We start from the raw sequence: 12,763 nt of genomic DNA, 5'->3' as shown, positions 1-12,763 counted from the left end.
GAACGGCATCAACCCGTATATCTGGTGTGTGGTGGGTGCGCTCTTCGGTGGCGCTGCCTGCTTGCTCGCGGGCACCCGCGAAAAAATCCTCATTCTCGAAAACCTCGGTGTCGGCGTGTTCGGCGCCTACATAGGCGGCGACTTCGTGGCCGCCATCCTGAGCCGCGGCAAGACCAACGACACGGTGTTCAGCATGGGCTCGCTGGGCCTGGCCGTTGCCGGTGCCGTCACGGCGCTGGTGCTGCTGCGGCTGATGCGCCGCGCCGTCGGCCCCATGCACCGCAGCAGGGGCCCGCGCCGCCGCGATTGAGCCCCGGCCGGGCAAGGGTAAGCGGGCCTGCCACGGCATGCGCGCGGCCCGCGGCGTAAGATTTCCGCTCATTTCACGACCAACGGTTTTCAGCGGAGATAGCCATGTCCTCATCCCTTCAAACCATCACCCTGGGCGGCGGCTGCTTCTGGTGCACGGAGGCGGTCTACGTCAAGGTACGCGGCGTGACCGACGTCGAGTCCGGCTACAGCAACGGCCAGGCCGCGCGGCCCAGCTATGAGGAAGTCTGCACCGGCCGCACCGGCAGCAACGAGGTGGTCAAGCTGACGTACGACCCGGCCGAGATCACGCTCAAGGAAATTCTCGAGATCTTTTTTGTGATCCACGACCCGACCAGCCTGAATCGCCAGGGCAATGACGCCGGCACGCAGTACCGCAGCGGCATTTATTACTCGACGCCCGAGCAGAAGGACGTCATCGACGACTTCATCCGCCAGGCCAGCCAGGACAAGCTTTTCGGCAAGCCCATCGTCACCGAGGTGCTGCCGGTGGAAAACTACTGGCCGGCCGAGGCCTACCACCAGGACTATTTCGAGAACAACCCCAACCAGGGTTATTGCGCCTTTGTGGTAGGCCCCAAGGTCGAGAAATTCCGCAAGACCTTTGCCTCACGCGTGAAGGACTGAGACCGGGGAGTTATCCGCAGATTACGCAGATTTCCGCAGATTTTAAAAACCGGAAAGTTGTAGTCAGGCTGAAACTGATCTTCATCCGCCGCCCTACGCGGCACAAGCGATTCAAATCATCATTTCTTTCATCTGCGGAAATCTGCGTAATCTGCGGATAAAGATTCTTCAGCGTGCGTGCCGAACCCGCCTCAAGCCCGCCGCTGCGCGAAGTAAAACCACTCCTGGCCCACTTCGCCGCGCGGGTTGGGGAACACCACAAAGCCGTCGGCCGGCGCGGTGACGGCTTGGCCGCCGTGCCGCGTGCCTATGGCCTCGCCGGCCTTCACCGCGTCAAAGCTGCGCCATTCGCGGGTGAAGCTGTCGCCCGCATGCTCGCGGTCCATCACGTCGACCAGGCGCAGGATTTCGCGCTCCATGGGAACGGGCGCCGCGGGCTGCGCCACCAGGCCCAGCAAGCCCAGCGTCTGCAGGATCGCATAACGCGCCACCAGCACCGCCTGCGGGTCTTCATGCTGGCCGCATTCCAGCGTCACGCCGTAGCCGCCGCGCGAGCGCATGTACTCGGTCGTGCCCACGCCGTAGTTCGGGTCGGTCACCAGGCTTTGCGCGCGGCTGGCCCCAGCTGCTTCGGCCGCTGCCGTGCGCCGCTTCACCCCGCGCGCGTAGGTTTCCAGCCAGCCTTCAACGATGCGGTGCGGACCGGTGTGCAGCGCCAGCTGCATTTCCTCGGCCGCATGGGAAAAGGGCTCCAGCGCGCCGTGGTTGTTCTGCGGGCCGATCATGACAAAGGGCGCGCCGCCGGTGTGAAAGGAGTGCAGGTCCAGCAGCACGTCGTGCGCATCGAGCAGCGGGCACAGCACGTTGGCGATGCGGTCCTCGAAATCCTGCGGGATGGCACTGGGCGCCATGTTGCGGTTGAGGTTGCGCTCGCCCATGCGCTGCTTGAGGCTGTAGGCCAGCGGGTTGGTCACCGGCACAAAAGTCACGGTGCCGCGTTCTATGGCCAGCGCGCCGCCGTCGATTTCCTCCAGCAGCTGCGTGATGGCCCGCGTGCCGCAGGTTTCGTTGCCGTGGACCGCGCCGGTGACCAGCAGCCGCGGGCCGGGGGCCAGGCCGTGGTAGGTGTGGGCGCGCAGGTGGGTGGGGTGTTTGGGGGACATGGGTGTTACCGTGAGATGAAAGGGTGGAGCGCCGGGCATGCCGCGTTCATATGAGGTTATAGCGCAGCGCCGGCTCGCGCTGCCGTTCGCGGTATACATTAGCCTCCATCGTGGTCAGGCATCGCGCGATGCGGCACAACAATCCGGCGAAAAGCATTTTTCAAAAAAACCGCATGCACGCTGTTTGCAAAACCCTTTTCCTGGCGCTGCTCGTCAGCCTGGTGCTTTTTGCCATTGCTTTCGGCACACCGGTGCTGAGCATGTTCACTTCGGCCAAGGTCTTGCAGTGGGTGGGCTGCACATCGGCCGGCTTTGACAACCCGGCCATACGCTGCGGCTACGGCGGGGGCGGGGTGGTCGGCGAGCGCTTCGGCCCGCTGAGCTACTGGTTCACCACCTTGCTGGCGCCTTATTTCCTGGTCAGGCATTTCTGGGATGTGATGCTGGGCTGGCTGGCACTGATTCTGCTGTTTGGCGGGCTGGCCACGGTCAGCGGCAAGGGCAAGCCCGCGTTGAAGCGACCTGCATGGCCGGATACACGTCCTGAAACCTGAGCCCGTGTTTCGCCTGCCTGACAATTGAACCCGCGCGTGGTTTTGGCGTGGCGGCATGGGCTTCATGCCTATGATGGATGCGTCGTTTGCAAAGACGGAGGCATCATGGACGCTGACCTTGAAGGCTTGTCGCGTGAACAGCTCATCGCTGAAGTGAAAAGGCTGCGGCAGGGCATTCGCGAACATCGCGACAGCACGGGGCACGCGTTGTGCTGGCACCATCCCGCGCTGTGGTCGCTGCTGCCGGAGAAGACGGACCCGCTTCCCGTGGTGCCCGACTGGCCACAGTTTCTGCGCGGCTGCCTGCGCTACCGCCAGTCGCTCGACGAACAACTGCCGCTGGCCCCCAGGAGCCACGAGCCCTATCGGGACTGACTTTACAAAGCCGGGCTGGAAAAAGGGACAATTGCGGTAATAATGCAACTCGATTGCGTTAATTCAAATCCGCAGGACTTCAGCACTGCGTCCAGCTTGCCTTCCTCCATGACCGACCGTCCAGCCGACCCGATAGACACCCTGCTTTCCGCCCACGGCCTGCGCCGCACCGCGGCGGCGCGCCGGGTGCTGGGCTGGCTGCTGGCGCACCCCGACACCAGCTACACCCATGCGCAGCTGCAGGCGGCGCTGGCCGGCGATGCCGAGGAGGCTCTGGATCGCGTCACCTTGTACCGCCTGATAGACCGGCTCACGCAGGTGGGGCTGTTGCTGTGCCGGGTTGATGCCAAGCGTGTACGCCGTTACCAGGCCATGCCCAGCAGCGTGCATGCGATTCCGCACTTTGAGTGCCAGAGCTGCCACCGCGACAGCCCGCTGGACGGGGCGTTCTCCGGGGCGCTGAAAGCCAATGCCAGCGACCTGGAGCGCGCCGCGCAGACCGCGCTGGAAGCGCTCAAGGCCCTGGGCTACCAGGGCACGAGCATGGACTTCGCGGTGCGCGGCGTGTGCGCCGACTGCGCGAGCAGCGCACCGGGCGCGGCCTCTTCATGATCGGCACGCGCGAGCTTGTTTACCGCTACGCCGGCGGCCCCGAACTGCGCTTCGAGGACGTGGACGTGGCGCAGGGCGGTGTGCTGCTGCTGCGCGGCGCCTCGGGTTCGGGCAAGTCGACCTGGCTGGCGCTGGCCGCCGGTTTGCTGGCGCCCGCTGACGGCGAGATCACGGTGGCGGGCCAGGCCATGCAGGCGCTGGGCAAGGTGGCCGGCGATGCCTGGCGGGCCGCCACCATAGGCTTTCTGCCGCAAAAGCTGCATTTGAGCGCGGCGCTCACGGTGCATGGCAACCTGGCCATGGCGCAGTGGGCCGCGGGCCGGCCGGCCGACGAGGCCCGCATTGCCGAGGCGCTGGCCGCGCTGGATGTAGAGGCGCTGGCCCAGCGCAGGCCGGCACAGCTGTCGGGCGGTCAGGCGCAGCGCGTGGCGCTGGCGCGCGCGGTGCTGCTCAAGCCTCGGGTCATCCTGGCCGACGAACCCACGGCCAGCCTGGACGACGAGGCTGCCGCGGCCTCGCTGGACTTGCTGCGGGCCACGGCGCGGCGGCAGGGCGCGACACTGGTGATTGCCACGCATGATGCCCGCGTGGCGGCGTTTTTCAAGGACGAAAAAGGCCTCAAGGCCTTGCAGCTCGGACGCCGCCAGCCATGAAGACGATTGCATTCGCCTGGCGTTACCTGTGGTCGCGTCCGCTGGCCGCGGCGCTCAATCTGCTGCTGCTGACGCTGGGGCTGGCGTCCATCACTTTCCTGCTGCTGGTCGGGCACCAGATCAACCAGGCTTTTGACCGCGACCTGGCCGGCATCGACGTGGTGGTGGGCGCCAAGGGCAGCCCCATGCAGCTGATTCTTTCGGGGGTGTTCCACCTCGACGTGCCGACCGGCAATGTGCCGCTGGCGGCGGTGAAGGCGCTCGAAAAACATCCCCAGGTCGCCAGGATCATCCCCATCAGCCTGGGCGACAGCTTCCGCGGCTTTCGCATCGTGGGCACCACGCCCGATTACATCAGCCACTACGAGGCGCAGCTGGCGCAGGGCACGCTGTGGGCCAAGCCCATGCAGGCGGTGATAGGCGCGCAGGTGGCGCGGCAGACCGGCCTGAAAGTGGGCGACAGCTTCACCGGCACGCACGGCCTGGGCGGCGGGGGCGAGGAACACAAGCTCAGCCCCTATGTGGTGTCCGGCGTGCTGGCGCCCAGCCGCACGGTGCTGGACCGCCTGGTGCTGACGGCCACCGAATCGGTCTGGCAGGTGCATGAGACCGACACCGCGCTGGACGACGACGATCGCAAGGTGCTGGAGGAAGACCGTGAAATCACGCTCGCGCTGATCCAGTACAAAACGCCGCTGGCGGCGGTGACCTTCCCGCGCTACATCAACAGCAGCACCGAGATGCAGGCCGCCGCGCCGGCACTGGAAATCACGCGCCTGCTGAGCATGGTGGGCGTGGGCACCGACGTGCTGCGCGCGCTGGCCGGCGTGCTGTTGCTCACCGCCGGCCTGAGTGTGTTCATCGCGCTCTGGGGCGCGGTCCGCGAGCGCCGGACCGACCTGGCGCTGCTGCGCATGCTGGGCGCGCCGCCGGGCAAGGTGGCCGGCCTGCTGCTGTGCGAAGCCTTGTGGTTGGCCTTGCTGGCCACGGTGCTGGGCGTGCTGGCGGGCCAAGGCCTGACGGCGCTGCTGGGCTGGGCGCTGCAGCTCGAAAAATCCGTGTTGATCGGCGCGATGTCATGGCCGGTCGAACTGGTAAGCGTGCCGGTATTGGCCCTGGGGGTGGCGCTGGCGTCCGCGCTGCTGCCCGCCTGGGAGGCCTACCGGGTCAGTGTGTTTGAACTTCTCCAATCAAGGTAACTTTTATGACCAGCGTCCGTTCCCTCAAGACCTTCCTCTCCGTGTCGCCCGTGCTGGCCGCCGTCGCCGCGGTGGTGCTCAGCGCCAGCTTCTCGGTGGCCTACGCGCAGCACAACGACAAGGACAGCAAGGAAACCAAGGAAGACATCCAGCGCCACCGCGCCATGGCCGCCGCCCACGAAGGTGCGGCCAAGTGCCTGGAGTCGGGTAAAAAAGACGAGGTTTGCGAAAAAGAACTGCAAGCCGCTTGCAAAGGGCTGGCCGTCGGCAAATACTGCGGCATGAAGCACGTTCACTGAGCCCGGCGAACCGTCCAGGCCTGAACCGGTGCCACACCTGCAGGAGTCCCGCATGAACCCCATCCTTCGCCATTGCCTGGGCCGCGCCTTCGCGCTGGCCTGCTTGCCCCTCATGGCCGCAAGCCTGCAGGCACAGACCCTGTCCTCGCCGGTGGCGGGCGGCGCCAAGCCGGCCGCTGCTGCGCCGGGTTTTGACCTGCCGGCGGGCCAGGGCGCCGGTGTGCATGGCGCCAACAGCCCGTTTCCGCCGCTGGCGGCCCGTGGCGACGTGGTGCCCTGGTCGGTGCTGACCGCGGTGAAAACCAAGAACGAGAAAAACCGCATCCTGCCGGTCTTCACCCTGGACCAGATGGCGCTGAACCAGAAAACCCAGCGCATCCAGGGTTTCATGATGCCGCTGGACCCGGGCGAAAAACAGAAACATTTCCTGCTGTCCTCGGTGCCGCTGACCTGCGCTTTCTGCCTGCCGGGCGGGCCCGAGAGCATGGTCGAGGTCAAGACCAAGACGCCGGTGAAATACAGCATGGAGCCGGTGGTGGTGGAGGGGCGTTTCCTGGTCCTGAACGACGACGCCTACGGCCTTTACTACCGCATCACGGATGCCACCAGCGTCAAATAAGCGCAGGGGCTCAAGTTCCGCCGGGGCCCTGGTCTGGCTGCTGGCCGCCGCGCTTTTGCTGGCGCAACTGCTGGGGCTGATGCACGGCGTGGTGCACGGCCCGCAGGCGCATCCCCATTCACATGCGCATGCGCATCACGACGGCGATCACCACGAACACTCCGTTCTTGCGCCTGCTGAAGAACAGAATGAAGGCGGTTGGCTGGCTTCGCTGTTTGCCTCGCATGACGGCGATTCGGACTGCCGGCTGTTTGACCAGGCCAGCCACGGCCAGGCGGCGCCTGCGTTCCCCATGCTGAGTTTGCCGCTGGTGCTTTCCAGCCTGGCTTTTGACATCTCCCGCGGCGAAGCGCTCGCCCGCTGGGCGGCGCTGTTTGACGCCCGCGGCCCGCCTTTCCCTCGCTGAAATTCCCTTCCAGTTGCTTCGCGCCGGCCGCCCGGCTGGGCGCAGCTTTGCCTTTTTGTTTTCCTGATTCAGCGAGTCACCATGAAACCACCTTTTATCAACCGGGCGCTTTGCGCTGCGGCAACGCTTTCTTGCGGCCTGGCGAGCGCCCAAGCCACCGCCCCCGCACCAGCTGCCGCCCCCAGCCTCAAGGAAGTCACCGTCACCGGCAATCCGCTGGGTACGGCCGACCTGATTGCACCGGCCGCGCAGTATTCGGGCACCGGGCTGCTGCTGCGCAGCAAAACCACGCTGGGCGAAACGCTGGACGGCGTGCCCGGCGTGAGCAGCACCTATTTCGGGCCCAACGCGAGCCGGCCCATCATCCGCGGGCTGGACGGCGACCGCATCCGCATCCTGGGCAACGGCGGCGCGACGCTGGATGCGTCCAGCCTGAGCTACGACCATGCCGTCACCAGCGACCCGATCAGCATCGAACGTGTCGAGGTGCTGCGCGGCCCCGGCGCCTTGCTCTATGGCGGCAGCGCCGTGGGCGGCGTGGTCAACGTGATCGACAACCGCATCCCACGCGAACCGCTGTTCGATGAAAAAGGCGGCGTGGGCGGCAAGGTCGACCTGGGCCTGGCCAGCGGCAATCGCGAAAAAAGCAGCGGTGTGTTGCTCGAAGGCGGCAACAACCGTTATGCCCTGCATGTGGACGTCTTCAACCGCGAGACCGGCGACGTGAAAGTCCCCACCGACCTGGCCTGCGGCAAGGGCGGCGTGAACACCATCACCCATCGCATTTGCAACTCCGACAGCAAGGTGCACGGCGGCGCGGCCGGCGGCTCGGTGTTTTTTGACCACGGCTACCTGGGCGCGTCGGTCAGCACCTACCGCAGCAATTACGGCACGGTGGCCGAGGATGACGTGACGATTGACATGAAGTCGAACCGCGTGGCACTGGAAGGCGAGCTGCGCGACCTGGGCGGTTTTATCCGGAGCGTGAAGGGCCAGCTGAGCCACACCGACTACCAGCACACCGAGTTCGAAGGCCCCAACCCAGGCACGGTGTTCAAGAACAAGGGCAGTGATGTGCGGCTGGAGGCGCGCCATGCGCGCATCGGAAACCTCGATGGCCTGGTCGGCTTCCAGGCCGAGAACAACCGCTTTTCAGCCGACGGCGCCGAGGCCTTTGCGCCCTACAGCAAGACCGCGCAGAACGCCGTGTTCGCGTATGAGGAATACGCAACGAGCTGGGGCAAGCTGAGTTTTGGCGGGCGGCTGGAGTCGGTCAAGGTGGAGTCGCTGGGCAACCCGCTGGTGGCGCGCTTTGTGCCTTTGACGCGTGACTTCACCCCGCACAGCTATGCACTGGGCGCCTTGTGGAATGCGGCGCCGGGCTGGCAGCTCACCAGCAACCTGGCGTATACCGAACGCGCGCCCAAGGACTACGAACTCTTCGCCCAGGGCCCGCACGTGGCGACCAGGGCCTGGGAAACCGGCGACCCCACGCTGGGCAAGGAAAAGTCCACCAGCCTGGACCTGGGCGCCAGCTGGAAGTCGGGCGCCAACAGCTTCAGCGCCAATGCCTATGTGCACCGCTTCAAGAACTACATAGGCCTGCTGGCCACAGGCAACCAATACGGGCAGGAAGACGGCGCGCTGAACCCGGCCGACCTGGACGGCGACGGTGTGGACGACAACAACCCGGACAACCCGCTGCTGCCGGAGTTCGCCTACACCGGCGTGCGCGCGCGTTTTGTGGGCCTGGAAGCCAGCGGCAACATCCGCCTGCTCGAGGGCGCGTCCAGCGTCGACCTGGCCCTGCGCGGTGATGTGGTGCGCGCCACCAACCTCAGCAACGGCCAGCCGCTGCCGCGCATCGCGCCGGCGCGTGTGGGTGCCAGCCTGGTCTGGGCCAGCGGGCCCTGGGGCAGCAGCATAGGCTTTGACCATTCCATGGCGCAAAACCGCGTGGCTGCCGGCCAGCGCGCGACCCCTGCCTATACGCTGTGGAACCTGGCCGCCACCTACCGCATGAAGGCCGGCGCCAGCAACATCCTCTGGTACGCCAAGGTCGACAACCTGACCAACCAGCTGGCCTACAGCGCGGCCTCGGTGCTGACCACCACGGCATTCCCGAAGGCGCCGCTGCCGGGACGCAGCCTGAAGGTGGGCATGCAGCTGGCTTTTTAAGCACCTGCCGGGAGCAGGGGGCCGGGGACGGCAAGCTAAGATTGCGCCAATGAACCAGCTAGTCTTTGAGTCCCTGTTCCCGGTTGTGCTGTTGATTGCCGCGGGTTTTCTTGCCGGCCGGGCGCAGTGGATCAGGGCCGATGCCATCAAGGACCTGTCCAACCTGATCTTTCTGCTGCTTACGCCGGCGCTGCTGTTTCGCACCATGAGCCGGGTGCGCGTCGAGCAGCTTGATTTCAAGCCGGTGCTGGCCTATTTCCTGGCCGTCATCGTGCTCTTCGGCGGCACCCTGCTGGTGCAGGGCTTTAACCGCCGCGCGGCCGTGCTGGCGCTGGCCAACACCTTCTCCAACACCGTGATGATAGGTATCGCGCTGATAGGCCTGATGTACGGGCCCCAGGGGCTGGTAACGCTGTTCACGCTGGTGTCCGTGCACTCGCTGGTGCTGCTGACCAGCGCCACGGTGGTGCTGGAACTCGCGGTGGCCCATGAACAGAAAATGGGCGCCACGGACGAGGTGACCAGCGCACCGCGGCACCCGGTGGCCACCGTGATGATGGCCGTGAAAAACGCGCTGCTGCACCCGGTGCCGCTGCCCATCATCGCCGGCCTGCTGTTCGCGCAGACCGGTTTCACGATTCCCGCCGTCGTCGACAAGCCGCTGGAACTCATGGCCAGCGCCTTCGGCCCGCTGGCGCTGGTGCTGGTCGGCGTGACCCTGGCCAACACACGCGTGGGCGAGCACTGGCGCCAGGCGCTGGCACTGGCCGGGGTGAAGAACCTGCTGCACCCGCTGCTGGTGTTCGGCCTGTGCCGGCTGCTGGGCGTGGGCGGCGTGCCCATGGCGGTGATGGTGGTGGCCTCGGCCCTGCCGATAGGCGCCAATGTGTTTTTGTTTTCCCAGCGCTACAAGGTCGCCGAAGAGCTGATCACCGCCAGCGTGGTGGTGTCCACCGCGCTGGCCCTGGTCACGCTGACTTTGGTGCTGATTCTGGTCGGCCATTTCGGCTGACACCTGTCCCGGAGTCCCCTGATGCAATTCCTCCAGTCATTGCCCGTGTCGGCGCAGACCATAGGCCTGCTGCTGCTGTCCAACATCTTCATGACCTTCGCCTGGTACGGCCACCTGAAGAACCTCGCGACTTCGCCCTGGTACATCGCGGCCCTGGTCAGCTGGGGCATCGCGCTGTTTGAATACCTGCTGCAGGTGCCCGGCAACCGCATAGGCTTCACCCAGTTCAGCGTGGGCCAGCTCAAGATCATGCAGGAGGTCATCACGCTCAGCGTGTTCGTGCCCTTCGCCGTGTTCTACCTGAACGAGCCGCTCAAGCTCGATTACCTGTGGGCGGCGCTGTGCATGGTGGGGGCGGTTTACTTTATCTTCCGCAGCGCCTGATTCAGCCTCTCTTTAACCCAGCAGGGCCGCGGAACCGGCTTTGCCGGGCCGCAGGCGCAGCGCCCCTCTCGTGATGACAGGGGCAGGGAGACGCCGCAGGCTACACGCAGTGAACGAACGTGGGGGCGTTACACTTTCGTCATATTTTTGACTTACTCCTGAGGAAACCACATGCTGTTTGGCAAATTGCTGCCGCGCGAAGGCAATTTTTTCGAGATGTTCAACCAGCATGCCGAACGCATCGTGGAGGCGGCGCATGCTTTTTCCAAGCTGGTCGCCAACTACAGCGACGTGGAAAAGCGCGAAGCCTTCAACCGTGAGGTCGACCATGCCGAGCGCGCCGCCGACCGCATCACGCATGAAGTCAACCGCGCGCTGCACAGGACCTTCATCACGCCGATAGACCGCGAGCAGATCCACAAGCTCATCAATACCATGGACGACGTCGCCGACCTGATCCAGGACTCGGCCGAAACCATGGCGCTGTACGACGTGCGCCACATGACGGAAGACATCGTGCGGCTGACCGACCTCAGCGTCAAATGCTGCGAACGCCTGCAGGACGCCGTGGCGCTGATCGAAAAAGTCAGCGACGCCGCAACGGCCGAAGCCGCGCTCAAGACCTGCGAGGAAATCGACAAGCTCGAATCCGACGCCGACCGCGTGATGCGCTCGGCCATGAGCCGGCTGTTCCGCGAGGAACCCGACGTGCGCGAGGTCATCAAGCTCAAGGCGGTGTATGAACTGCTCGAAACCATCACCGACAAGTGCGAGGATGTGGCCAACCTGATCGAGGGCATCGTCCTCGAGAACTCCTGATCGCGGGCGCCTGAATCATGCAAACCGTACAGGCCGCCCTGTGGGTGGTGTTCCTGCTGGTCTTCCTGGCCATCGCCTTCGACTTCATGAACGGCTTTCATGACGCGGCCAATTCCATCGCCACGGTGGTGTCGACGGGCGTGCTCAAGCCGGGGCAGGCGGTGCTGTTCGCCGCCTTCTTCAACTTCCTCGCGTATTTCATCTTCCACCTGAGCGTGGCGGCGACCATAGGCAAGGGCATCGTGGCGCCCGGGGTGGTCGACACCCATGTGGTGTTCGGCGCGCTGACGGGCGCGATCACCTGGAACATCGTCACCTGGTTCTACGGCATTCCCAGCAGCTCCTCGCACGCGCTGATTGGCGGCATCGTCGGGGCCGTGATCGCCAAGGCCGGCGCCAGCGCGCTGATCGCCTCGGGCGTGTTCAAGGTGGTGGCTTTTATTTTTGTGTCGCCCCTTCTGGGCTTTTTGCTGGGCTCGCTGATGATGGTGGCGGTGGCCTGGATTTTCCGCCGCGCCACGCCGTCGCGCACCGACCGCTGGTTCCGCCGGCTGCAACTGGTGTCCGCGGGTGCCTACAGCCTGGGCCATGGCGGCAATGACGCGCAGAAAACGGCCGGCATCATCTGGCTGCTGCTGATCGCCGCGACCACCAGCAATGTGCAGGGCCTGCCGGTCTGGATGATGGCGACCACCGAGCACCTGCCGGTCTGGGTGGTGATCGTCTGCTACATCGCCATCGGCTTCGGCACCATGTTCGGCGGCTGGCGCATCGTGAAAACCATGGGCCAGAAGATCACCAAGCTCAAGCCCGTGGGCGGCTTTTGCGCCGAAACCGGCGGCGCGCTGACCTTGTTCCTGGCAACGGCGCTGGGCATTCCGGTTTCCACCACGCACACCATCACCGGTGCCATCGTGGGCGTGGGCTCCACCCAGCGCGCCTCGGCCGTGCGCTGGGGCGTGGCCGGCAACATCGTCTGGGCCTGGATTTTCACGATCCCGGCTTCAGCGTTCGTGGCCGCAATCGCGTATTGGGTCAGCCTACAGGTGTTCTGATCACTGAGATATCTTCTTCGCTTCTTCAACCTGGTATTCGAAGTAGCGCTGAAAGCTGAAGACGATGCTGGACATCAGTGAGATGGTGCCGAACAGCAGTGCAAACACCACCGCGCCTATGGTCAGCCAGTTGGTGTTGCCGGCCTGGGTGGCGGGCGTGCCGGCGTTGTGCAGTGCATTCCATTTTTCCGTCGGCATCAGGCCGTAATAAATCGCGGTCAGCGCCGTGCCGGCCAGGGTGAAACCCAGCAGGGGGATCAGCACCCAGGCCAGGTGGTCGTCCTGGCCGTACTGCCGCACACGCTCCACGCCCCACCAGCCCAGCGCCGCGACGATGGGATGCAGCCAGGCCCAGACGTCGCCCAGGCCGAACAGGTAAAGGCGGTGGATGCCGAGCTGGCCGCCTATGAAGGCCAGCCAGGCGGCGAGGGTTTTGTTTTTCGGGGCTTTGGGGGAGGACGCTGTGGCGGTTTGCATG

At 65.3% G+C, this 12,763-nt stretch carries 17 protein-coding genes; 15 read left to right on the top strand and 2 right to left on the bottom strand.

Annotated elements, in window-relative coordinates:
- The first annotated feature begins 61 nt into the window (after window positions 1–61).
- The gene (locus PMI15_RS07280; protein WP_238541088.1) at window positions 62–310 is read left to right on the top strand and encodes a hypothetical protein; all 249 of its coding nucleotides are present in this window, start codon (window positions 62–64) and stop codon (window positions 308–310) included.
- Between the two features lie 104 nt (window positions 311–414).
- Complete coding sequence (gene msrA, locus PMI15_RS07275) at window positions 415–957, top strand: peptide-methionine (S)-S-oxide reductase MsrA (protein WP_007865929.1); 543 nt, start codon at window positions 415–417, stop codon at window positions 955–957.
- A gap of 191 nt (window positions 958–1,148) precedes the next feature.
- Here msrA and PMI15_RS07270 read toward each other — a convergent pair whose 3' ends face one another.
- Window positions 1,149–2,120 carry a succinylglutamate desuccinylase/aspartoacylase family protein gene (locus tag PMI15_RS07270; RefSeq protein ID WP_007865926.1) on the bottom strand — a complete coding sequence of 324 codons (972 nt, stop codon included), beginning with the start codon at window positions 2,118–2,120 and terminating at the stop codon, window positions 1,149–1,151.
- 173 nt (window positions 2,121–2,293) lie between these two features.
- Here PMI15_RS07270 and PMI15_RS23975 point away from each other — a divergent pair, with 173 nt between their 5' ends.
- The 13 genes from PMI15_RS23975 to PMI15_RS07205 all read left to right on the top strand — a co-directional run bounded on the left by PMI15_RS23975 (window position 2,294) and on the right by PMI15_RS07205 (window position 12,285).
- On the top strand, window positions 2,294–2,674 hold the full coding sequence (locus PMI15_RS23975; protein ID WP_157214561.1) for a hypothetical protein: 381 nt from the start codon (window positions 2,294–2,296) through the stop codon (window positions 2,672–2,674).
- A gap of 105 nt (window positions 2,675–2,779) precedes the next feature.
- The gene (locus PMI15_RS07260) at window positions 2,780–3,049 is read left to right on the top strand and encodes a hypothetical protein (protein WP_007865921.1); all 270 of its coding nucleotides are present in this window, start codon (window positions 2,780–2,782) and stop codon (window positions 3,047–3,049) included.
- 108 nt (window positions 3,050–3,157) lie between these two features.
- Complete coding sequence (locus PMI15_RS07255; protein ID WP_007865918.1) at window positions 3,158–3,661, top strand: Fur family transcriptional regulator; 504 nt, start codon at window positions 3,158–3,160, stop codon at window positions 3,659–3,661.
- Window positions 3,658–4,314 carry an ABC transporter ATP-binding protein gene (locus PMI15_RS07250; RefSeq protein ID WP_007865914.1) on the top strand — a complete coding sequence of 219 codons (657 nt, stop codon included), beginning with the start codon at window positions 3,658–3,660 and terminating at the stop codon, window positions 4,312–4,314. Before PMI15_RS07255 ends, PMI15_RS07250 begins: the two co-directional genes overlap by 4 nt.
- A complete protein-coding gene (locus PMI15_RS07245) occupies window positions 4,311–5,513 on the top strand; it encodes an ABC transporter permease (RefSeq protein ID WP_007865911.1) in 1,203 nt (400 codons plus the stop codon). The genes PMI15_RS07250 and PMI15_RS07245 overlap by 4 nt, the downstream gene beginning before the upstream one ends.
- 5 nt (window positions 5,514–5,518) lie before the next feature.
- Window positions 5,519–5,812 (top strand): hypothetical protein, encoded by a 294-nt coding sequence (locus PMI15_RS07240; RefSeq protein ID WP_007865909.1) that lies wholly within the window; start codon window positions 5,519–5,521, stop codon window positions 5,810–5,812.
- Window positions 5,813–5,864: 52 nt separating this feature from the next.
- Window positions 5,865–6,431 carry a DUF3299 domain-containing protein gene (locus PMI15_RS07235; RefSeq protein WP_007865900.1) on the top strand — a complete coding sequence of 189 codons (567 nt, stop codon included), beginning with the start codon at window positions 5,865–5,867 and terminating at the stop codon, window positions 6,429–6,431.
- Complete coding sequence (locus tag PMI15_RS07230; RefSeq protein ID WP_007865897.1) at window positions 6,412–6,837, top strand: hypothetical protein; 426 nt, start codon at window positions 6,412–6,414, stop codon at window positions 6,835–6,837. Before PMI15_RS07235 ends, PMI15_RS07230 begins: the two co-directional genes overlap by 20 nt.
- Window positions 6,838–6,918: 81 nt before the next feature.
- Window positions 6,919–9,015: a TonB-dependent receptor gene (locus PMI15_RS07225; RefSeq protein WP_007865890.1), complete on the top strand. Its 2,097-nt coding sequence runs from the start codon at window positions 6,919–6,921 to the stop codon at window positions 9,013–9,015.
- A 49-nt stretch (window positions 9,016–9,064) separates the two neighbouring features.
- Window positions 9,065–10,027 carry an AEC family transporter gene (locus PMI15_RS07220; protein ID WP_007865888.1) on the top strand — a complete coding sequence of 321 codons (963 nt, stop codon included), beginning with the start codon at window positions 9,065–9,067 and terminating at the stop codon, window positions 10,025–10,027.
- Between the two features lie 21 nt (window positions 10,028–10,048).
- Complete coding sequence (locus tag PMI15_RS07215; RefSeq protein WP_007865885.1) at window positions 10,049–10,411, top strand: DMT family protein; 363 nt, start codon at window positions 10,049–10,051, stop codon at window positions 10,409–10,411.
- Between the two features lie 171 nt (window positions 10,412–10,582).
- Window positions 10,583–11,230, top strand: a complete 648-nt coding sequence (locus PMI15_RS07210; protein ID WP_007865883.1) for a DUF47 domain-containing protein — start codon at window positions 10,583–10,585, stop codon at window positions 11,228–11,230.
- A gap of 17 nt (window positions 11,231–11,247) precedes the next feature.
- Entirely contained in the window at window positions 11,248–12,285 is a 1,038-nt protein-coding gene (locus PMI15_RS07205; protein ID WP_007865881.1) for an inorganic phosphate transporter, read from the top strand.
- On the opposite strand, the gene PMI15_RS07200 is transcribed toward PMI15_RS07205, so the two are convergent.
- On the bottom strand, window positions 12,286–12,762 hold the full coding sequence (locus PMI15_RS07200) for a hypothetical protein (protein ID WP_007865878.1): 477 nt from the start codon (window positions 12,760–12,762) through the stop codon (window positions 12,286–12,288).
- Window position 12,763: the final 1 nt, after the last annotated feature.

This window comes from Polaromonas sp. CF318 (assembly GCF_000282655.1).
GTDB lineage: Bacteria > Pseudomonadota > Gammaproteobacteria > Burkholderiales > Burkholderiaceae_C > Polaromonas.
Note: the sequence above shows the minus strand (reverse complement) of the source record. Positions and strands in the feature narration are given on the sequence as shown.

What these genes read in the sequence shown, in the direction of transcription:
- msrA (WP_007865929.1), top strand. Translation starts at nt 415, where the DNA reads ATGTCCTCATCCCTTCAAACCATCACCCTGGGCGGCGGCTGCTTCTGG.
- PMI15_RS07270 (WP_007865926.1), bottom strand. Translation starts at nt 2,120, where the DNA reads ATGTCCCCCAAACACCCCACCCACCTGCGCGCCCACACCTACCACGGC.
- PMI15_RS23975 (WP_157214561.1), top strand. Translation starts at nt 2,294, where the DNA reads ATGCACGCTGTTTGCAAAACCCTTTTCCTGGCGCTGCTCGTCAGCCTG.
- PMI15_RS07260 (WP_007865921.1), top strand. Translation starts at nt 2,780, where the DNA reads ATGGACGCTGACCTTGAAGGCTTGTCGCGTGAACAGCTCATCGCTGAA.
- PMI15_RS07255 (WP_007865918.1), top strand. Translation starts at nt 3,158, where the DNA reads ATGACCGACCGTCCAGCCGACCCGATAGACACCCTGCTTTCCGCCCAC.
- PMI15_RS07250 (WP_007865914.1), top strand. Translation starts at nt 3,658, where the DNA reads ATGATCGGCACGCGCGAGCTTGTTTACCGCTACGCCGGCGGCCCCGAA.
- PMI15_RS07245 (WP_007865911.1), top strand. Translation starts at nt 4,311, where the DNA reads ATGAAGACGATTGCATTCGCCTGGCGTTACCTGTGGTCGCGTCCGCTG.
- PMI15_RS07240 (WP_007865909.1), top strand. Translation starts at nt 5,519, where the DNA reads ATGACCAGCGTCCGTTCCCTCAAGACCTTCCTCTCCGTGTCGCCCGTG.
- PMI15_RS07235 (WP_007865900.1), top strand. Translation starts at nt 5,865, where the DNA reads ATGAACCCCATCCTTCGCCATTGCCTGGGCCGCGCCTTCGCGCTGGCC.
- PMI15_RS07230 (WP_007865897.1), top strand. Translation starts at nt 6,412, where the DNA reads ATGCCACCAGCGTCAAATAAGCGCAGGGGCTCAAGTTCCGCCGGGGCC.
- PMI15_RS07225 (WP_007865890.1), top strand. Translation starts at nt 6,919, where the DNA reads ATGAAACCACCTTTTATCAACCGGGCGCTTTGCGCTGCGGCAACGCTT.
- PMI15_RS07220 (WP_007865888.1), top strand. Translation starts at nt 9,065, where the DNA reads ATGAACCAGCTAGTCTTTGAGTCCCTGTTCCCGGTTGTGCTGTTGATT.
- PMI15_RS07215 (WP_007865885.1), top strand. Translation starts at nt 10,049, where the DNA reads ATGCAATTCCTCCAGTCATTGCCCGTGTCGGCGCAGACCATAGGCCTG.
- PMI15_RS07210 (WP_007865883.1), top strand. Translation starts at nt 10,583, where the DNA reads ATGCTGTTTGGCAAATTGCTGCCGCGCGAAGGCAATTTTTTCGAGATG.
- PMI15_RS07205 (WP_007865881.1), top strand. Translation starts at nt 11,248, where the DNA reads ATGCAAACCGTACAGGCCGCCCTGTGGGTGGTGTTCCTGCTGGTCTTC.
- PMI15_RS07200 (WP_007865878.1), bottom strand. Translation starts at nt 12,762, where the DNA reads ATGCAAACCGCCACAGCGTCCTCCCCCAAAGCCCCGAAAAACAAAACC.